The organism is Acidobacteriota bacterium (assembly GCA_016703965.1).
GTDB lineage: Bacteria > Acidobacteriota > Blastocatellia > Pyrinomonadales > Pyrinomonadaceae > OLB17.
Genome location: JADJBB010000021.1, coordinates 351,233 through 371,811 on the forward strand (window position 1 = coordinate 351,233; position 20,579 = coordinate 371,811).

Here is a 20,579-nt window from a genome sequence, read left to right on the forward strand (position 1 = left end):
TCGTTATCGAATGCCATTTTATAATCACATTCCTAATTTTGGCAATACCTAACTGTACCATCCTTCCTGTGGTTTTCTTCGAAGAAAAAATTTGATCGTCCGAACATTCGGCTATCTGCCATTCCTCGACGCAGTTCTCGTGGCAGGTTGCTTTTTAGCCGGAGACCTCGTCTTTTTCACAAAAGCGTCCGGTATCTCGGCTTCAATAAGTTTTTTAACCTCTTCCAGCGTCAGAACTGCTGCCTCTTCCGCAGTGGCTCGTGTACCGTCGGCCTTTTTCGGGACCGAAATGATCTTTTTACCGAATTTGATGACCGGGCCCCAACGAGCATTCTCCAGCGATATTTTTTCAGCCTCCCAGCGTTGTATATACCGGTTTGCTTCTTTGCTGACCTTTGCTTCGATGAGTTCATTCATCTCGGCCTGGGTAAGGTTGGCGAGATCATATCGCCGCGGCACATTGATGAACAACCCGTCCCATTTAATGAAAGGCCCGAAACGTCCTGTACCTTTTGTGATCGGCTTTCCGTCGTACTCACCAACAGGAGCGTCCGCCACCTGTTTAGCCTTTATGAATTCGATCGCCTTGTCCGTGTCCACCGTCGCAAGGTCGGTGCCGCGAGGTATCGAGACAAATTCGTCGCCCCATTTTACATACGGCCCGAAGCGGCCAATGCCGGCCGACAGTTCTTTGCCCTCATAGGTGCCCATCGCCGCTTGAAGTTTGAAGAGACCCAGCGCTTCCTCAAACGTGATGGTTTCGATGCTTTGCCCTGTTGGGACCTTTGCAAACTTCGGCTTTTCTTCTTCATCGACGCTGCCGATCTGGATGATCGGGCCATAGCGGGCCATACGGGCAACCACCGGTTTTCCGGATTCGGGGTCGATGCCAAGTATCCGCTCAGCTTTTACGCGCTCTGCTCGTTCGATGGTGTTATCGACATCTTTCTTGAACGGGCCGTAAAACTCCTCGAGCATTACATTCCATTCCAGCTTTCCGCCGGCCACCTCATCAAACTCTTGTTCGATCTTGGCAGTGAAACCGTAGTCCATGATGGCGTCGAAATACTGCTTGAGAAAATCGGTCACCACGAGCCCGAGATCCGTCGGGAACAACTTAGCCTTTTCTGCACCGGTATTCTCAGATGCTTCTCTCTTACTGATGAGATCATCTTTTAATACCAGTATCCTGTAGGCTCTCGGCGTACCTTCCTTATCTCTTTTTTCAACGTGTTCCCTTTTCTGGATCGTGGAGATCGTCGGTGCATACGTCGATGGTCGGCCGATGCCAAGCTCTTCTAATTTTTTGACCAGCGAGGCTTCAGTGTATCTCGGCTGAGCTCGGCTGAACCTTTCCGTTGCTCTAAGTTCCGAAAGCGGCAGCGATTGGCCCACAGTCATCGGCGGCAAAAGGCCTTCTGATGATTCTTCCGCGTCATCTTCATCCTTATCTTCCTGATAGACCTTCAGAAAGCCATCGAATTTCAAGACTTCTCCCGAAGCTGTCAATTCTTCCTTATTAGTGGAGATCTCGATCTTAACCGTCGTTTTTTCCAGCTCAGCATCGGCCATCTGCGAGGCCATCGTTCGCTTCCAGATCAATTCGTATAATCTCTGCCATTCCTCTTCCGGAATTGAGGTCTTGCTAGTGTAGGTCGGGCGAATGGCCTCGTGAGCTTCCTGAGCGGACTCGTTCTTATTCTTGAACTTTCGGAACTGCTGATATCTATCACCGTAAAGGCTGCTTACCGTCTGCGTAATGTCGGCGAGGGCTGTTGCGCTAAGGCTCACACTGTCAGTTCGCATGTACGTAATATGGCCATTCTCATACAGCTTCTGGGCGATCTGCATCGTTCGGGCCACGCCGTAGCCGAGCTTTCTCGATGCTTCCTGCTGAAGTGTTGAGGTGGTAAATGGCGGAGCCGGAGTTCTTTTACCCGGCTTTACACGAACATCAGTTACTTTATAGTTAGCTCCGACGCAGCCCTTCAGAAATGTTTCCGCATCCTGGGCACTGTCCTGTTTCTTTCCTTCGGCTTTAAAAGTGACTTGTTTGCCGGTTATATCATCAGCGAAAAATAAACCTTCTATCTTGAAATGACTTTCCTGCTGAAATGCATTGATCTCGCGTTCCCGATCTGCAATGAGGCGTACGGCAACGCTCTGCACGCGGCCGGCACTGAGGTTTTTATTGCTGGTACTGATCTTTCGCCATAACACGGGGCTCAATTCAAATCCGACGATGCGATCCAGCACGCGGCGTGCCTGCTGCGCCATCACCAGATCCATGTTTACAGTGCGTGGATTCTTTACCGCAGCTTCGATCGCGGGTTTGGTGATCTCATGAAAAACGATTCGTTTGGTCGTCACCGGGTTGAGGCCCAGGACTTCACAAAGATGCCAGCTAATTGCTTCGCCCTCGCGGTCTTCGTCAGTCGCTAGCCAGACTTCGTCTGACTTTTTGGCCAATGACCTCAGCTCGCTGACCACTTTTTTCTTTTCATCCGGAACTATATAACGTGGTTCGAAATCATTTTCGATGTCGATACCCATTGCCGACTTTTCGAGGTCGCGGATGTGGCCGTAGCAGCTATTGACCTGAAAATCCTTTCCCAGGATCTTCTCGATGGTCTTGGCTTTTGCCGGGCTTTCTACTATTAACAAATTCTTTGACATATTTCGGCGTGGGAAAAAAATACGTCAGACACCTTTTTCAGTGCTGACGTTTAAGACTAGTAACACCGTGCTAACAGCCTTGTCAATGCAAGGTTTGGACTATAGCGGAATTTTTAGGAATCTCAAAGGCTCGAGCCATCAGATCCGTCGGGCGTAATGCTTACCCGGCAAAACGCGGATCAGATCGCGAAGATCGAGCGAAACCAGAGCATTATTCAAATCGCCGAATGACAGCCCGCTGGATTGGAGCAGCACGTCAACATGTGTCGATTCGTCCGGGGTGAGCAGGCCCCAAACCGTGCGTTCCTGGGGCGTTAGGTCGGCGGGAACCGGCGTCTGTTTTTTCTCGGCTTGATCGGGAACCGACCGGTCGATCTTTGGCGGCAGGATCGCCGCCGAGATCTCGCTGGGCAGTTCGGCAACAACATCCTGCCATTGCTGGACAAGCTTGGCACCGCTCTTGATCAAATAATTCGTGCCGAACGAGTTCCCGGATGTGATGTTTCCGGGTACGGCCATGATCTCCCGGTTTTGCTCCATCGCGAGCCGCGCCGTTATTAAAGAGCCGCTCCTTTCCGAAGCCTCGACTATCAAAACACCTAAGCTTAGCCCGCTTATGATTCTATTGCGATAGGGAAAGTTGTCCTTTAAAGGAGGCGTGCCGAGAGGGAACTGTGTGACAAGGCATCCGCCGTTTGAGAGGATCTCGCGTGCAAGGTTCGTGTTTTCTTTGGGATAAACGGTGTCGATCCCCGTTCCCATCACGCCAACCGTTCGCCCCTGGCCGCGGATCGCTCCGCGATGTGCTGCCGTGTCGATCCCGCGAGCGAGCCCCGAAACAATAGTCACACCACGCGAAGCCAGATCCCTCGACAACATCTCCGACGCATTTTCCCCATACGTCGAACACATCCGCGAACCGATCACGCCAACTCCGGGCTGCTCAAAACACGCTTGCCAGTCGCCCTTAACATACAGAACCGGCGGCGGGTCGTCGATCTCACGTAGCAAAGCAGGATAGCTGCCGTCATCAAGGATCAAAACATCACCGCCAAATTCCTTAACACGTTTCAGCTCGGTCTCAGCCGTATCAAAAAATTCACGTTTAATGATGCTCTCGATCGTCGCCGGCTTGATCCGCAAAGATTCAAGCTCCGGCCGCCGTGCGTGAAAGATCGCCGAAGCCGATCCAAACCGCTCCAAAAGCTTGGTCGCCGCTCGCGGACCAACGCCCGGCGTCATATTTAAAGCGATCCATTCAATCATTTGGTGATTTTAGATTGCCGATTTTGGATTTTAGATTCGCTCTCCTTTTTCATTCGAAGAGTCTTGATGGAGGTTACTGTCATGGCAACGATCTCGTTCCTATCCGCGTACAATGTCGACAGTTCCGCTCGGCAACGATTTCGGATTCTATCAACAATTCTATCCAGAACATACTTTCATCAGCTTCTTCCTCAACGATCGAAAGTTTATTGATGATGTCAGCAGTAGATTTAGCCCTGCAAGATGCCCGGTAATTTGCTCCGACGGAGGTTCCCGATCTCAGGAGCTGTTTTCCAATAATATCGGCAGAAGCTGTTCTAGGAAGGGGACTCTACCAATTTAATGATTCCTAAAGCAATGTCTTTAGTCCGCTGCTTGAATTCATCCAAAATCACCAATCCAAAATCAAACTGGCGGAGGCGTGTGGGAGTCGAACCCACTTGAGTACGCTCTCGCGCCCTCACAACGGTTTTGAAGACCGCGCCCATCACCGGACGAGATGCGCCTCCGAGAATTGTTAATTGGAAACTGCAAAATTGTAAATTGGTTATAAAAAATGTATTTTCCTACCAATTAACAATTTCCAATTTGTCTCATTTCATGCCGCACTTATTAGTAATGTCACGAGTGCTGCTCGATTTGCGATGTCATCAATCAAAATATTCTCACCCAAAGTATGAGCCCCCGAACCCGCGATGCCCAACCCATCTAAAACCGGAACGCCCAAAGCGGCGACAAAGTTGCCGTCGGACGCGCCGCCCACTTGAGTTTCGCCGAGTTCATAGTTAAATTCTACGGCGTGTTTCCGTGCATTTTCGTATAGCGAGACAGCAGCATCTGTTCGTTCCATCGGCGGACGATTGATCCCACCCAGGATCTCTAGCGAGACGCGTTCGTCATCTGACCGCAAAGATCGGAATGACGCATCGACCCGTTCTGCCTCCGCCATTGAGCTGAAACGGACGTCGACCTCGCATTCGGCGTGTTCGGGGATGACATTTGAGGTTGTGCCGCCACGGATCGTGCAGACGTTCACGGTTGTGCCGACAGCAGGATTTGCGATTGCGTGGATCTCGTCGATGTGGCGGGCGAGTTCGGCTATTGCATTCGCACCTTTTTCCGGTTCGAGCCCGGCGTGGGCCGGGACGCCGTGCGTGCGAATCGTGAATAGGCCAGTTCCTTTGCGGCCCGTTTTAACTTTACCATCGGCGGAGGGTTCGAATACGTAACAGCGTTCCGCATCCGCAGCGACACGCTCGAGGATCGGGCGGCCGGAAAAGCTGCCGACCTCTTCGTCGCACGATAAAAAGATAGATATTGGCCGAGCAGGTTTGAGGCCATGGTCATTCAAAAATCTGAAAGCCTCGACCATCAGAATAATGTTGGCCTTCATGTCAAAGATCCCGCAGCCGTAGAATTTGTCGCCTTCGATCCGTGTCGGGTTCAGCTCGTTGGTGCCGACCGGGTGAACCGTATCCGTGTGGCCTAGCAGCATTGTGTGTTTGCCTTCGCTAGGGAACGCCCGAATAACGAGATGATCGCCGTCAGGACACGATTCCCGCTCAAATTTCAGGTCGACGCCCGTTGCGCGAAATGAGCCTTCGACCCAATTAACAACGTCGCGGCTGCGTTCCGCATCGAGCGAAGGGGATTCGATATCGACTATCTCACGGATCGAATCAATAATTGCCGGTAGGCGGCCAGAATAGTAGTGGAGTATCTCGTTTGCTGTCATTTGATAGCCAGACTAAAAAACTACGTCTGTAATTTTGTTATCGACAGCGTATTTCTTTGCTTCCGCTTCGTTTTTGAATGTTTTCAGCACGTCATATTCCTTCATGACCGGTTTGCCATCGATCATAAATGAATACATCGGACGCGCCGCGATCTGTGTCGGGCAGAGATCGAGCAGCGAGATCTCAAGAGTCTGTTTGACCGAGCTATTCTGCGTAACTGGATACATTACCTTACGGATGATCTTGCACGGGACAGAGCCCGTAGAAGCGGCAGGAACCGGGGCCATTGTCGAAGCTGAGCCAAAAGCCTCATTGAAAAGATCACCCATGCGGTATCCCGCGAGAGCGAGTCGTTCCTGGGAAATCTCATAAGCGGTTTTTTTGTATTTGTCCGACGGGCTTTCGAAAAACTTCAGATCCTTATAAACGAAACTCGTAGCAATATCGAGGCTTTCTTTCGTCCAGATATCAAATTTGTCGGGATTGATCTTGTCCTTCAGCTTGTCGTACGGATGAAGCTTCATGATGTCCTGGGCGATCGGATCGATATAATCGGCATCGCACTGATCCTTGGCGTTCGGCGAATAGCGTCCGATTATTCCGTCCCAATACGAATGCAGGTTTTCCTGCTTCTCACGCGGCGTTCCTTTTGGTGTCAAAAAGAAAAGATTGCCGCCCTGATCGCCCTTGGGGTTTGAATCGTTAACCTTTGCCGAAGTGTGCAGCGGTTGGTGAAGGTCGCCTATAATGTGCTCGAGCCAGACGATCGCTACGGCTTTTTCGGCGTCGGGAGCCGAGCCGCGTATTAGCTGTGCAAACTCAGAAAGCTTCTGAGAAGCCAGTCCGCTGTCCTCCGCGTTTTCGATAAAAACAGCCTTTCCGTCCTTCCACTGCCAGAATGTGTCGGCATAGTGCCAATTGCCTTTGTGATATTTCGTGTAGCGCGTGTTAAGCGCCCGGTCGCGAATGATATCTGCCCACGTTGCCATCAGCATGAAATATTCCCGCTTTCTTGATTCTTGCGATCTGGCACCATAAGCAAGGTAATAAGAGCCGATCTGCGAATCTTCAGGAGCCGAAAGCAGGATCTTCATCACTTTTTCACGTGTCTCGGGCGTCATTCGCTGCCATGCGATGTATGCCGTGATCTTGTGCCCGGTCTCGTCCCAGGCAAATGCAGGAAGATTGCCGAGCAAAAGTACTCCGGCGAACATAACTGCGAGCGAAAAACGTTTAAATTTCATTTGCGTAAAACTCCTGAATCTTTTTGCACGATTTTAGCGAATAAAAGAGACAAGAGAAAGTAATAGGTTAATAAAGAAACTAATCAAACCTTTTTCGAGGTGCTTTCATCATATAGATTGCAAAAGCTTTCCCCGGTCTCGTTCTAAGAATTGAGACGGTCACGAAAAGAAATAAATGTGACGGAGAAAAAAAATGCAAGAAGTTTTGCAACATAATTTGACACTCGAGCGTGGAATTGATAGAAAAGAAAGTTCGCTCGGACGTGAAATAGGAATTCTGGGCAGATTATTCGGATGCCGGCATAAAGATCTAAGTCGGCCGTTCAAAGATTTACGAGGTTCGTATCGGGCGTGTACAGAATGTGGAGCACGCAGGAGGTTTGATACAGAGAGCTTCAAAACATCGGGGAATTTCTACTATCCCCCTTCGGCACCGCTCAGTCGTTAAATGAGTGAATTCATAAATACCCTTCATTTATACCTACCAAATGAAACCTACCGAGTGCGGCTTTCCAAAAAAGCCGCACTCTTTCTTTTTAGTACAAAAGATAGGCGTCAAAGACCCAGCCGGAATATCCATTATAGGTTGCTTGACACCATCGGCCTGATCTCGATACCGGTTTGATGACCGGCCCGCAAGCTCCAACGGTAACTGTCGCTCCGTGTGGAATTTTTAGAATTCGTTCACCGATCTCACTATTTGGCAAAGACCTGAGAGCTAGAAAACCGTCGCTCGGTGAATTTGCTCTGGCGGTCGTTGTAGTCGCCGATTGTTTTGGCTGGGCTATCGTACTGTTTGTCGGAAGAGTCGTCTTTTTCTGCTCATTGAGTTGCTTCTGCAGATTGGCGATCTGGTCGCGAAGCTCATCACGGTCATCTTTTACGGGCGTTGGCGAAGTTGGCGGTTGTCTTGTATTTACGGAATTTGAGGCCGGCGGCACTTCCTTGCCGGAAGCGAAATAATATACAGCTCCTGCCGCACCGACCAATAGGAGAGCCAGTATCCCGAGGCCGATCACTGCTACGATGATCTTTAATACGACACTCGACGAACCTGAGCTCGGTGGTACTTGCGGTTGAGAAGCCCTCGTCGAAGGCATGCCCGCGATCGGGAGGTCAACGCGTACGGGTTCGGCCTTACCCATTACAGCCGTCTCTTCAGCGGGCCGGATGCCGGAGGTTCGGATCAATGTCGCTTGTTCTTCATCGAGTGCCGATAAAATGCTGCCGTCAGCGAGACAGAATCTTAATGTTTCGTCCGTGTAGGTTGTTAGGCAGGACGGGCACTGTTTCATACCGCCTATTTATAGATGACTTTTTTGCCGATAGCAAATATTTAAGGTTTGCAGTTAACCTTTTACAATAAACTAATAGCCTGGATCGGACCCCGTTAATTTAAGATTTCTCCAGGTCACGCGTAAAGAAATATTTGGCCGATAAGCAAAAAGATGTTATAAATTCGCAATCATTGGAGAAAAATTATGATCAAGAAAGCGATCCTTGGCATCGTGGCGTTTGTCGTTCTCATCGTCGTGGTGTTCTGTATAGTCGTGGCGCTTCAGCCTTCAGATTTTAAGATAACCAGGTCTGTCACGCTCAACGCACGAGCGGCAACTGTCTTTGAACAAGTCAATGACTTTCACAACTGGGAAGCATGGTCTCCGTGGGCAAAGATCGACCCCGCGATGAAGGCAACGTATTCCGGTCCGCCGGCAGGCGTTGGTGCGAGGTATGCCTGGGTTGGAAATGACGAGGTCGGCGAAGGCAACATGACGATCACGCAAAGCCATCCGAACGAGCACATTGCCGTCGATCTCGAGTTTATCAAACCGTTTGCGGCAAAGAATATAACCGAATTCAACTTTAAACCCAATGGTGAAAAAACCGACGTGATCTGGACGATGGCTGGGAAAAACAATTTTCTAATGAAGGCCGTATGGATGTTCATGGATATGGACAAGCTGGTCGGGGGCGATTTTGAAAAAGGACTGTCGCAGATGAAGACGGTCGTGGAAGGAAAGCAGTAAGGAAACAAAATGAATATAGTTTTGTGGGTGGTTCAGATCTTGCTTGGGTTGCTGTTTGTGTTTTCCGGCGTGATGAAGTTCGTCATGCCGTATGAAGAAATGGCGAAGGGTACGCCCGTAAATTTACCGCATGCCTTCTTCTTGTTTATAGGGATATCTGAGATCTTGGGTGGTATAGGTTTGGTGGTGCCATGGCTGACCAAGATCAAGCCATTTCTTACGCCGCTGGCCGCTACCCTCTTGATAATAATTATGATCGGCGCCGTGGTTATTACTTCGATGACCCCGACACCGGCAATGGCAGTTGTTCCGGCGATCGTTGGCCTGCTTTGTGCGTTCATTGCCTGGGGGCGAAAGGCGAAAGCTTAGGCGGATCTTTCAGCTAAATGCATTAGCGTGGAAGAACGATCCGCTCGACATTCGCGTTTGGCGGTAATATTGTAGTTTGTAGTTCTGATATCAACGCCAAAATGACGGAAAGCACTGAACTGGAAGCTGCAGCCCTCGCAGAGGAAGCCGCCGCCGAACAACCTGCTCCAAAAAAATCAAAATTCGACCGCTCGATCGTCGAGGGGCCCTTGTCGAGCGCCGTCTGGAAAATAGCGTGGCCGACAATGCTCACGAATGCCATCGCGGGTATGCAGGGGATCGTCGATCACGTTTTGGTCGGCAATCTTGTCGGGTACAAAGCAAACGCCGCCATCGGGATCAGCTTTCAGATATTTCTGGTCGTTATCGTATTTATTGCTTCAATATTTACGGGAATGGCAGTACTTGTTGCTCGTTTTGCGGGCGCTCATGAGGCAGAAAAAGTAAACCGGACGGTCTATCAGGCATTCCTGACCGCAACATTTATCGCGGTGGGAATAATGGCTCCAATCGGGTATTTCACTGCGCCATATTTGCTTGATTTCGTCAGCTCCGACGCCGGGGTTAAAGCAGAAGCTTTACCATTCTTGCGGATAACTTTTGTCTTCAGTTTCGGCTTGCTCATCTATTTTATGACGAGTGGAGCTCTCAGATCGGCGGGTGATGCGAAAACCCCGATGCTGCTCGGCATCGTCATGACGATATTGAATTTGTTACTGAACATCGTTTTCATCCGCGGGCTCGGGCCAATTCCGGCATTTGGAACAGCCGGAGCAGCCATCGGCACGAGCATCGCGACCGGAAGCGTCGGTCTATTTTCGATCTATAAAATGTGGAGTGGAGGCTGGGTCGTCGGCTTTCCGCGGGGCCAAAGTTGGGCGCCCGACTGGAAGGTGATAAGGTCTCTTTTCAAGTATGGCCTTCCGGCGGGATTTCAGGGAATCGCAATGAATGTGGGTGGCGTTCTTATGCTCTCGTTCATAGGTTCGCTAGCTCAGAGTGCCGCAGCGCAAGCTGCTTTTGCCGTTTCGTACACGCAGCTATTCTCCCTGATCACGTGGACATCGGTTGGATTAATGGGGGCAGCGGCCGCGGTGGCGGGCCAGAATATAGGTGCCGGACATCCCGACAGAGCATTTGCGGCGGTTAATACGGCGGCCCGTTTCGGATTGATCGGATCAACATTTCTCGGCTTCTTTTTCTTCTTCTTCCCGGCACAGCTGCTTGCAATATTTGGAATGACTGATCCTGACGCAGTTACGATCGGTGTGCAGCTTCTCCGAATTCTTGCATTTTCCGGCCTTTTCATCTCAGTCGCATTGACCTATACCGGCGGTTTGCAAGGAACGGGAGACACGAAAAGCCCGCTTTATATTTCAATAATTTCCCAAGTGATGATCCCGCTGGGTATATGCTTCACTATCAAACAAGTAGGCACACTAGAACCTCTGCACATCTGGCTTGCCATATTTGCCGGGCACATTGCTCGATGCGTTCTAAGCGTCACCCGATTTCTCCAAGGCAAATGGCGTCAGATCTCGATCGACATCGAACAGACAGCGGCATAAACCCATTGCGTGAGCCGAAGCCGCGAGTAGCAAGTTGAACTAGATCTGCTACTCGCGGCTCCGTTTTGAGGTTTTTCTTATTTTTTCTGCGGACCGAAGATCTTGTCGTCGATCGTGACATTATGTTTGACCGACGTTAGTACCGTTACGATGTCACCGTTCGAGATAGAGTTCGTGACTGTTCGGAATGGTAACTTTATTCCGTCGACAACGCGGTAATCACTGAACGTGATGCTGTACGGTATCTGCTGCGAGCTGGTGCTCGATGCCTCAACGCCATCACGTTTCAGCAGGAGGAATGTCGTTGTCGAGTAATACTCCTTGAATGCCGTGCCCGCCTTTGGCTCAAAATCAACAACGAATGCATCTTCCCCGTTGATCTTTGCTGTGCCGGTGACCGCGACGCGTTTGTAGTTGGCGGTCCAATCGAGTGGGCCGTAAAAATCTGCTGCCAAACGCGCATCTTCAAGACGTTTTCCAGTGTATTTCTCAGCGGGCGAAAAACTGTATATCTGCTCGCCGGTGGTGCCGTCAAAGTAATCCCACCCGTTCGCGATCGTCTTCCCGAGGGCGATGAATGTCGTTTCGGACGCGGCCTTGTTCGGGGCCTTTGACCATGAGGTGACTTTGGCTTTTACACCCTGATTTTCGAGATCGATATCAGCCTCGGTCACCCGTGTTGTAAGCTTTCTCCAATTCGCCTCGCCGCCAGCTGCGTCGAGCGCCTTTTTATGGAGTTCATCGACGGTGATCTTTGGCAGCGAATTTTCGCCGGCACGTTTGAACTCGAATTCGCCCTCTGGCTGCGTGACGACGACGCTGGTGACCTTTCCGGACTCGTCACGTTTTGGTTTGAGTGAATAAGTGTCAGGAAGCGGAGTGAGAGAATACGAGCCGTTGCTCTTATCGGTTAATGTGTACGGCTGTTGGCCAGTAATGTTAAAGGTAACTTTACCTTCCGATTCTTTTATCTCAACCGCGGCGATGCCCGCGGGCGTCATGTATGTCCCGATCAGATCGGTTGTTTTACCCGTACTGGTGGTTGCGGCTGCCGATTTGACGACGTTGCCGTCAGGGCCGACGCGAGGCAGTGTAAAGTTGCCCTGCGGCTGTTGTAGGAACATCTCGGTCGCATCGCCGGTCTCGGGGGTGAACTTCACCGCAAATCCGTCCGGTGCACCTTCCATCTTGAATTGCCGGGGAGCAGTACGTACAAGCTTGTATTCCGGCTGTCCGGGTACAACCAGGAACATATCTTCACCGACGATCTTGACCTCCATATCCATATTTGCGGCAGCGAGGCGATACTTGCCGGCCATGAATTGCATTGTCTTGAGCGAAAGTTTCTCACCCGTAGCCTCGGCCTTAGGGCCGTCAAGGATGTTCGAAAAGATCAAAGGGATGAGGTCGCCGCCGAGGCTTGATCCCGAAACGTTGGTCAGCATGACGAAACCTAGCTTTTTTTCCGGGATCATCGCAACCATCGAGTTGAACCCGTCGATGTTGCCGCCGTGCTGGACGACCGTTAGGCCGTTCCATTTCTGAATGAACCAGCCAAAACCGTAATCCATCGTGCCCGATACTTTCATCTGCGGCTTTATCCACTCAGCGAAGTTTTTTTCCGAAACGAGGCGTTTGCCATTCACGGTGCCGCCATTCATTACAAACCGCAGCCACTCCGCCATGTCGCGAGCCGACGAATTGATCGAGCCCGCCGGCGCGACCTCGTCGATCGACCGGAATGGGCGCTTGATCGTTTCTTTGGTGTCAAAATTATAGTCGTAGCCGAATGAGAAATCCTTTGCCTTCGCCATCTCGCTGATGAGCATCGTGGTGTTAGTCATACCGAGCGGCTTGAAGATACGCTCCGGAACGAATTTTTCCCAAGGTGTTTTCTGCGCCTGCGTGACGATCTCGCCTGCGGCGGTGAACATAATGTTCTGATATTGGAATTTCTCGCGGAGCTTGGCTGTCGGCTTCGCCTGGGCGGCGACCTGTATGAGCTCGGCCCGGCTAAGCTTTCCAGTGATCATCGCAAGGTCAGTGCGGTTAAGGCCCGATGAATGTGACAAAAGATCACGTATCGTGAGGTTCTTGTCGGTCTCGGGGTCGTACATCTTGAAGTACGGGAGCAGCTTCTTCGGCGAGTCATCCAGTGAGAGCTTACCTTCGTCGGCGGTCATCAGTACCGAAAGGGCTGTGAATGCCTTGGTCGCCGAGCCGATCGCGAATTGCGTGTCCGGCGTAACTACGATCTTTTTCTCAAAGTCCTTGTATCCTAAGCCCTTTATATAGATGATCTGGTCGTCCTTGACGATGACCAGCGACATTCCGGGAATGCCAAGTTCACTGCGGCGGGCTTCGACCTTTAATTCGATCTCGGCCAGAACTTTGGCGTATTGGCTCGCCGGAGCGACCGCAGCAGAGCCGGTTTGGGCCCGCGCGGCAAGCGGCAGCGTGGTCGTGAAAAACGCGAATAAGAGGAGGAACGAAAACAGATACTGCAGACGATTATTCTTCATTTTGGTTTTTTGTTTGGCCCAAGTTCTAAATACGCCGATTGCAATGAATTTGTTCTATTCGTCATAAGCGATTTGGTAGTATGTTTCTAAGTTAAAACATATGTCCGCGATCACATTTCAAGCCGATCTATCCGTGAAGGCGGAGATCAATCTCTATTACGACCTTTTTGTACCTGAAAATATCTCAAAACCTGCGCCGCTTCTTATCGCGGTTCATGGCTACGGAGCTCACAAGCGGTACATGATGCGTGAGGCTCGAGCGGTCGCGGGTGACAGATATGTTATTGCGGCGATACAGGCTCCGCATCCGCATTTTCGGCGGACGGATGATGGTTATCGTATCGGTTATGGATGGCTTTCGGATCAGCGGCCTGAGGAACACATTCGGCTACATCACAAATTTGTGTTGGATGTGATCGGCAAACTCGAATGCGACGGATCGATCGATCCCGAAAAGGTCTTTATGTACGGTTTTTCTCAAGCTTGTGCGTTGAATTTTCGGTTCGCTTTTACGTATCCGAATGCATTGAGAGGCATTATCGGCGTCTGTGGCGGAATTCCCGGTGATCTTGAAACGAACGAGCTCTACAAGTCATCTTCCGCTGAGACATTCTATCTTTACGGCGATGATGACGAATTTTATACCCAGGAGCAATTTTCCGAATTTAACTCAAAACTCGCTTCGCGGCTGCCGAACTACCGCTCAAAGCACTATGCTGCAAAGCACGAGATAACCGAAGAGATGCGGGTCGATATTTCCGCCTTCTTGCTTGGTTTCGAATACTCGAGCGTTTAATTTATCTTGAGCTTTCGGACTTCCGACAGATCTTCAAGTTCTGTGGGCAGAATCACTTGTGGCTTTAGTTCGCCCGTGCCATCGAGGTACATTTCGACCTTAAACTCGTCAGTTTTTGCCTTCTGGAGCGGAGTTTTTGGGCCAAAAACTACAAAGCTTGCCGTCTTGCCAGGCTCACCGAAGACAGGAACAGTAAACGTACGTTCGATGCGGCGTTCACCGATCCGGAATATGACATCAACAACCGTATTGAGGATAGCTGCCTGAGCATTTGGCGACGAAACTGCTACCTGACGTGCAGTAAAATCAGCCTTTTTGTCCGAAATATCTATACGGTCGGTTTGGACATATTCGAGAACACGCACGACACTTGCCGGCCCGCGAACGCGTATCCTCGGCGGGATCGGCAAAGATGAGTACACCTCAAATCCGGCAGCGACTTCGCCGAAAGTTTCGGGCTGGACCTCTATCTCCTTTTCCTCCACCGCTTCTAGATTTATTCCGATGCGGCCTGGCACGACATCCACAAGTTTGACGCCTTGCGGCAACGGTACAAAGACCGTATCCGGCGATAGTGAAACGACCCAATTTCCGGTTTTCATTTCGGTCAGATCCAGAAATGCCGTCAGTTCGCCGCGCGCGATCTGATCGACCTTGCGTTTATCGCCGCTGATCTCGATCTCGACCTGCTGTTGCGGTACGTTGGTTATCTGAGCGTCACTCGCAACATTGAGGTTGAGGGGCACGTTAATGCGGGTTTTGGTTGGCGTACTCAAGCCCGTAACACCAAGCCAAAGCGCCAGCGTAATCGCAAGAGCAACCAGCTTCAAGCCCCAATCCTCGAGAAAGACCTTTCTGAGAATGTGCCTGAAAAATAGTTTTTGCGGCTTTTTTTGTTGTACGACGTCACTCATCAAACCAAACTTCTTATCCAACTGTAGCGTCCGACTCAACTTCGGCCATGGCTTTAGGATTATCGCGGCGTGACTCGACCATCGGAATGTCGAGAGCATCAAGCAGAAGCTTGCGAAGCTGCGTAGTCTCGATATTTCGGCGAACCTGACCGGCCTCAACATAAGTGATGAGCCCGGTTTCTTCCGAAACGACGAGCGAGATCGCATCAGAGCCTTCGGTAATACCGATCGCGGCACGGTGACGCGTTCCCAGTTCGCGTGAGATCTCGGGATTCTTGGTCAGCGGCAGAAAGACGGAAGCGGCAGCGATTCGTTCGTTCTGGATAACAACGGCGCCGTCATGAAGCGGCGTTTCCGGATGAAAGATCGAGACCAGCAGATCGTAACTTATCCGCGCATCTATCTGCACACCCGCGTCGATGAAGTTGCGAAGCCCCACATTACGCTCAATAACGATCAACGCACCGGTTTTTTCGGTCGCCAGGGTTGTCACTGCAAGCACTATCTCGTCAAAAACACTCCCGCCAAATTGCCCTCGCTGCCGTTTCAATATCGGAAAGCGAAAGCGATTGGCAAAATACATTAGAGCCTGTCTAATTTCGGACTGAAAGAGAACGATGATCGCGATCCCGATAAATCCGACGGCATACCGCAAAACGAATTCCAGCGTTGCAAGTTCCTGTGTGATCGAGATCCAGTAAAGCAGCGAAAGGATTACGATTCCAACCAGTGTCGGGACGGCGCGCGTCCCTCGGAAGAGCTTGAGAACGACATAAACGATGATAAAAACCAGCGCAATGTCGAGGACATTTCGCAGGTTGCTGATCGTCGGAATGTAGTTTTCAAGCTGCATGATTCAACACGATTCCAGTGTTCGGGCGCGAGACGAACGGACGTTCATCATTAAGCTAAAGAATAGCATAAGAACAAACGCATTTTACCAGAGATAGTTCCTTGGATCTTGCGGGAAAAACCTTATACCTCGAATGGGATCTCGGCATTCTGCAGTACGCTGAGTTCGTTGCGGGCGACGCGTTCGAGCAGTTTTTCGTCGTCGAACATTTTTACGAGGCCGTTGACAGTTGCGTAGCGGGGTTCCTCGGCAATCGTTACCGGCAGATTGATGAACGAGCGAAGATATTGATCTATGCCCTCAAGCAACGCTCCGCCGCCGGTTATGATGACGCCGCGATCATAGATATCCGCCGCAACCTCCGGCCGAAGTTCGGTAAGGGTGTCCTTAACACGCAGGGCGATCCGTCGAACAATACCCTCGACGATCGGATAGATCTCACCCGCCGTAACCTCAACAGCTCCGGGGCCGCCCGTGGTTACGTCGCGTCCGCGGACGCTCATTGATTTTGAGATATCTTCCGGAAGAAAGGTCGATGCAAAAGTCGTTTTCAGAAGTTCAGTGGTTTCCTCGCCAACCTGCAGTCCGCGATGACGGCGCAGGTGTGTCGCTATGCTCTCGTTAATAGCATGGCTGCCATAGCGCTCAGAGGTCGAATGAACAACTGACCCCTTTGCCACGATAGCTATGTTTGTTGTTCCCGCTCCAATATCTACAACCGCCGATGCTCGTTTGTCGGAGGGCAAAACACCGGCGCCAAACGCGGCGGCAAGGCCCTCTTCCATCATGAAGACCTTACCAATATGAGCTTCTTCTGCGGCGTGTAAAAGGGCACGCTGTTCAACGTGGGTCACATCCGAAACCAGGCTCATGACGGCTTGGAGCGAAATATTTGAGCCGCCCGTCTTTGCCTTTTTGACAAAGTAACCGAGCATTTTCTTGGTTCGTTCGAAATCGGCAACGACGCCGCCAATCAGAGGTGCTCGGACGTTGACGTCGCGGCCTTCTCGCCCTGTCATTTCGGCTGCTTCCAGGCCGAAGGCAACTATCTCATCAGTTGTCTCGTTTATGGCTACGAGACTTGGTTCGTCCAGAACGACACCACGGCCTTTGACGGCTATGATAGTACTAGCCGTTCCAAGGTCGATGGCCATCGAATCCGTTACGAGTCTCTTTAGCGATGAGATCTTAAGCATAAAGATAACCGATCACTGAACTTTCTAAGTATATTCCTAATTTAGCACACGTTCCAACACTAAAGCTTCCAATGCACCTCATAAAGATCAACCGGCTGCTGCCTGTTTTTTACCATGAGAGGTTCACGTCTCAGCAGAGGAAAGACATTGCCAGCAGCTCGTGCCGTAGCCTCGCTAATGAGTATCTGGCCGCCAACGGTATTCGATTCGAGTCGAGAGGCAAGATTGACGGTGTCACCGATTGCCGTATACTCCGACCTTCTCTCCGAGCCAATATAGCCGATCGTGGCGACACCGGTGTGGAGGCCGATGCCGACGGAGATCTTCGAAAAGCCTTCCTCGCTTAGCTCTTCCTTGAGTGTCAGAAGCTCACGCTGCATTGCTACCGCAGCATTTAGGGCGTTTCGAGCATCCTCGGGTGTAGCTGTCGGAGCGCCGAAAAGTGCCATCAGGCCATCGCCAATGTATTTATCGAGGGTTCCGCCGTGTTCGAAAATTATTTCCGACATTGCCGTGAAATAATGATTCAAAAGCCGGACAACATCTTCCGGATTTTCTCGCTCCGAGATCGCGGTAAAGCCTCGAATGTCCGCGAACAAAACTGTGATCGTCTGATTTGCCCCGCCCAGACGGAACGAATCGGGATTTTCAAGCAGCTGCTTCACTACGTACTCGGGCATGAACCGGCTGTAGTTCGCTCTGGCGACCTCTTCGCGGGCCAATCGTTTGTGAGCCTTGACCGTCTCAACAGTGACGGCCGTCAAAGCAGCAAGGGCGCTGATCATCTCAAGGTGATCAGGCGAAAATGCTGCAAAAGGATCGAGGCGGTCAGCATAGATAACGCCGTGAACGTTAGCAGCTGTAACAAGCGGTGCGCAGATGGTCGACCTCACACCCTGTGAAACAATGGACTCGGCCCCGTGAAACTGCTCATCGGTCTTTGCATCCTGTGAGAGGATCGCCACGCGGTCGGTCATTACTCGATTTGTGATGGTCCGGCTTACCGCCATCTTTTCGGTAAGTTTTTCAAAGGTAGCGTCACGAGTTTTTGCACCGATCTGATACAGCTTGCTGCCATCTATCGTTCCGTCTTTTCCCTCTTCCGCGAGCAAGGCTACGACGCGGTCGGCCGGGGTTCCGCGGAAGATCAGATCCGTTGCTTTTTCAAAAATCTCCTCAAGCTCAAAGACAGTGCCGAGCGTTTTGCTCATTTCGAAGAGGAGTTCCAGTATCTTTGCCTTTCGGCGCAGCTCCTTTATTTCAGCCGGTGTGGCGACGGCCGTTTCAAGTGACAAGTTCGATTTTCGGCCGATGATCTCGTTTACTGAGATCTGAACCTGCGTGTGTCCGAGAGGAGCATCATCAAAATTTACGGTTTTTGGCTTATCATCACGCTGGAAAACGACGTTCTCAGTCGGCGGAACGTCAATGTACGTTGCTTCGGGTACGGCGATCTCCATCACCTGAAAATCTATCCGACTCTCGCCGATCAGGATCGTATCTCCGTCCTTCAGCACGTGCTCGAGCTGCAATTTTCCATTAATGAAAATGTGATTAACGCTGCGATACAGTTGGCCGCTTTCGATAAAGCCATCCACTATTTTGAAGCTGCCGTTTTCCGGGAAAATAAATGCATGTTTACGCGAGACGCGGCGGTCGTTTAGGACGACGTCATTCTCCTTGGCACGGCCAATGGTGAAGGTCGTTTTCAGGTCGATCTCCGTGTGAAAGGTTCGGCCGGTCGGTTCAGTGATTGTAAGTCTGGCGTTCAATGTATTCGTAATTGTAATGGCTAAAGGCTAAAATCGTAAATCAAATACGAGGCCCGAATGATCTATCTCGACAATAATGCTACGACACAGCCCGCACCTGAGGTTTTTGAGGCTATGCAGCCGTTTTTACAAGGCTCATATGGTAATCCGTCCTCGGCATATTCGCTCGCATCCGAGTCGAAGAAAGTAATATCAGGCACGCGGGAAGACGTCGCAAAGTTGCTCGGTGCAAGCCATCCGAACGAAATAGTTTTCACATCCGGCGGAACTGAGAGCGACAATTGGGCGATCCTCGGTGCTCTTGAGGCAGATCCGGGCAAAGACCACATAATTACGACCCGCGTTGAGCACGAAGCGGTACGGAAACTCTGCCTGAAGCTGGAACAACAGAACTACCGCGTGACCTGGCTCGATGTCGACGAAGAAGGCTCGCTCGATCTCGACGAATTGCGATCTGCGTTGTGCGATGAAACGGCCGTCGTTTCGACGATGCTCGCCAATAACGAAACCGGTATCTTATTTCCTGTCAGGGAGATAGGCGAGATCGTTAAGAGCCGTTCGGATGCCCTGTTTCATGTCGATGGCGTAAATGCGGTCGGCAAAATACCGATCGGCCTGAACGAGACACCGATCGATCTTTTCTCACTCTCAGCCCACAAATTCCACGGCCCGAAGGGCATCGGGGCGTTATATCTGCGCGATGGCGTCAAGCTGCCGTCAATGCTGATCGGCGGCGGACAGGAAGGCGGCCGGCGCGCGGGAACCGAGGCCGTTCACCAAATCGCCGGGCTCGGTGCGGCGGCTCGATCAGCGTGCGACCTGACGCCGATGGACGAGATCCGAAAGCTGCGTGATCGGTTAGAAAACGAGATCCTGCAAACTATTCCAAACGCTTGGCTTAACGGCACATCCGACTCGGCGAAACGCCTGCCGAACACCTCGAATATCTCTTTCGAAAATACCAACGGCGAGATGATCCTCCACCGCCTCGACGAAAATGGCATTTGCGTATCGACCGGTTCGGCCTGCAATTCACACGACCGCACGGCCTCGCCAGTCCTGCAGGCGATGAACGTCCCGTATTCACGGGCGATGGGCTCTATCCGCTTCTCGCTCGGGCGATTTAATACGGCCGATGAGGTCGAAAAATTGCTCTCGGTCCTGCCCGCGATCGTCGCCGAACTGAGATCGATCTCCGGGAATGATTAACAACGCCAAAAACCACTCGATTGGTCACAGTAAAACGATGCTCCGCCGTCCGGTTTCGTCCTGATTGGTAGAGGTATTTCGCCGATTGGTCGAACGTTGTTTTCGGGCATTTTTGCTCCTTGATCAGCATTCACTCAACTCCACGTTCGCCGTCACCTCGCTCATCGCAACAAACGCAATTAACACCCATCTCGCCGCTTATCTCAATCACGCCCAGCTCCGGGTCAGAACCGCCTGCGTAAGCGGGCGGAAACGAACGCCGACATTGATCATCGTCAGGATTCGAAACAAAGGTATTGCATTCAGGTTAAGAGAGAAAACACGTGGATCGATCCGCACCTTCGCTCCGCCCGCTTACGCAGGCGGTTCTGACCCGATCCAGACAAAAAAACTTGACTTTTTACAATAAATGTGCTATTTATGAAACATAC

16 protein-coding genes, 1 tRNA gene and 1 pseudogene are annotated in these 20,579 nt (G+C 51.2%); 6 read left to right on the forward strand and 12 right to left on the reverse strand.

All coding sequences use genetic code 11. The features are described from left to right. Positions 1-111: 111 nt before the first annotated feature. The 7 genes and pseudogenes from topA to IPG22_09040 form a co-directional block, all read right to left on the reverse strand. Positions 112-2,676 (reverse strand): type I DNA topoisomerase, encoded by a 2,565-nt coding sequence (gene topA / locus IPG22_09010; protein ID MBK6588422.1) that lies wholly within the window; start codon positions 2,674-2,676, stop codon positions 112-114. Between the two features lie 138 nt (positions 2,677-2,814). Continuing rightward, complete coding sequence (gene dprA / locus IPG22_09015; protein ID MBK6588423.1) at positions 2,815-3,942, reverse strand: DNA-protecting protein DprA; 1,128 nt, start codon at positions 3,940-3,942, stop codon at positions 2,815-2,817. Next, a pseudogene (locus IPG22_09020) lies at positions 3,939-4,337 on the reverse strand (four helix bundle protein). The gene dprA and the pseudogene IPG22_09020 overlap by 4 nt, the downstream one beginning before the upstream one ends. A gap of 16 nt (positions 4,338-4,353) precedes the next feature. After that, positions 4,354-4,451 (reverse strand) — tRNA-Sec (locus IPG22_09025). 89 nt (positions 4,452-4,540) lie between these two features. Further along, complete coding sequence (locus tag IPG22_09030) at positions 4,541-5,677, reverse strand: M20 family metallopeptidase (protein ID MBK6588424.1); 1,137 nt, start codon at positions 5,675-5,677, stop codon at positions 4,541-4,543. 12 nt (positions 5,678-5,689) lie between these two features. Then, positions 5,690-6,922 carry a S1/P1 nuclease gene (locus IPG22_09035; protein MBK6588425.1) on the reverse strand — a complete coding sequence of 411 codons (1,233 nt, stop codon included), beginning with the start codon at positions 6,920-6,922 and terminating at the stop codon, positions 5,690-5,692. Positions 6,923-7,458: 536 nt separating this feature from the next. Then, positions 7,459-8,217, reverse strand: a complete 759-nt coding sequence (locus IPG22_09040; protein MBK6588426.1) for an SH3 domain-containing protein — start codon at positions 8,215-8,217, stop codon at positions 7,459-7,461. A gap of 186 nt (positions 8,218-8,403) precedes the next feature. Here IPG22_09040 and IPG22_09045 point away from each other — a divergent pair, with 186 nt between their 5' ends. The 3 genes from IPG22_09045 (at position 8,404) to IPG22_09055 (ending at position 10,886) form a co-directional block, all read left to right on the forward strand. Next, on the forward strand, positions 8,404-8,949 hold the full coding sequence (locus IPG22_09045) for an SRPBCC family protein (protein MBK6588427.1): 546 nt from the start codon (positions 8,404-8,406) through the stop codon (positions 8,947-8,949). A gap of 9 nt (positions 8,950-8,958) precedes the next feature. Further along, positions 8,959-9,318 (forward strand): DoxX family protein, encoded by a 360-nt coding sequence (locus IPG22_09050; protein MBK6588428.1) that lies wholly within the window; start codon positions 8,959-8,961, stop codon positions 9,316-9,318. Between the two features lie 101 nt (positions 9,319-9,419). Next, positions 9,420-10,886 carry an MATE family efflux transporter gene (locus IPG22_09055; protein MBK6588429.1) on the forward strand — a complete coding sequence of 489 codons (1,467 nt, stop codon included), beginning with the start codon at positions 9,420-9,422 and terminating at the stop codon, positions 10,884-10,886. 77 nt (positions 10,887-10,963) lie between these two features. On the opposite strand, the gene IPG22_09060 is transcribed toward IPG22_09055, so the two are convergent. After that, entirely contained in the window at positions 10,964-13,408 is a 2,445-nt protein-coding gene (locus tag IPG22_09060; GenBank protein ID MBK6588430.1) for a serine hydrolase, read from the reverse strand. A gap of 100 nt (positions 13,409-13,508) precedes the next feature. Here IPG22_09060 and IPG22_09065 point away from each other — a divergent pair, with 100 nt between their 5' ends. Continuing rightward, positions 13,509-14,204, forward strand: coding sequence for a hypothetical protein (locus tag IPG22_09065; GenBank protein ID MBK6588431.1), 696 nt, complete (start codon positions 13,509-13,511; stop codon positions 14,202-14,204). On the opposite strand, the gene IPG22_09070 is transcribed toward IPG22_09065, so the two are convergent. From IPG22_09070 to IPG22_09085, 4 genes are all read right to left on the reverse strand, one after another. Continuing rightward, positions 14,201-15,118 carry a YbbR-like domain-containing protein gene (locus IPG22_09070; protein MBK6588432.1) on the reverse strand — a complete coding sequence of 306 codons (918 nt, stop codon included), beginning with the start codon at positions 15,116-15,118 and terminating at the stop codon, positions 14,201-14,203. The genes IPG22_09065 and IPG22_09070 overlap by 4 nt on opposite strands. Positions 15,119-15,131: 13 nt before the next feature. Then, positions 15,132-15,971, reverse strand: coding sequence for a TIGR00159 family protein (locus tag IPG22_09075; protein MBK6588433.1), 840 nt, complete (start codon positions 15,969-15,971; stop codon positions 15,132-15,134). Positions 15,972-16,093: 122 nt separating this feature from the next. After that, on the reverse strand, positions 16,094-17,167 hold the full coding sequence (locus IPG22_09080) for a rod shape-determining protein (GenBank protein MBK6588434.1): 1,074 nt from the start codon (positions 17,165-17,167) through the stop codon (positions 16,094-16,096). Positions 17,168-17,226: 59 nt separating this feature from the next. Continuing rightward, the gene (locus IPG22_09085; GenBank protein ID MBK6588435.1) at positions 17,227-18,939 is read right to left on the reverse strand and encodes an FHA domain-containing protein; all 1,713 of its coding nucleotides are present in this window, start codon (positions 18,937-18,939) and stop codon (positions 17,227-17,229) included. Positions 18,940-18,996: 57 nt separating this feature from the next. Between IPG22_09085 and IPG22_09090 the strand changes: the two genes are divergently transcribed. Then, positions 18,997-20,148, forward strand: coding sequence for an aminotransferase class V-fold PLP-dependent enzyme (locus IPG22_09090; GenBank protein MBK6588436.1), 1,152 nt, complete (start codon positions 18,997-18,999; stop codon positions 20,146-20,148). A gap of 112 nt (positions 20,149-20,260) precedes the next feature. Further along, the gene (locus IPG22_09095) at positions 20,261-20,557 is read left to right on the forward strand and encodes a hypothetical protein (GenBank protein ID MBK6588437.1); all 297 of its coding nucleotides are present in this window, start codon (positions 20,261-20,263) and stop codon (positions 20,555-20,557) included. Positions 20,558-20,579 lie beyond the last annotated feature (22 nt).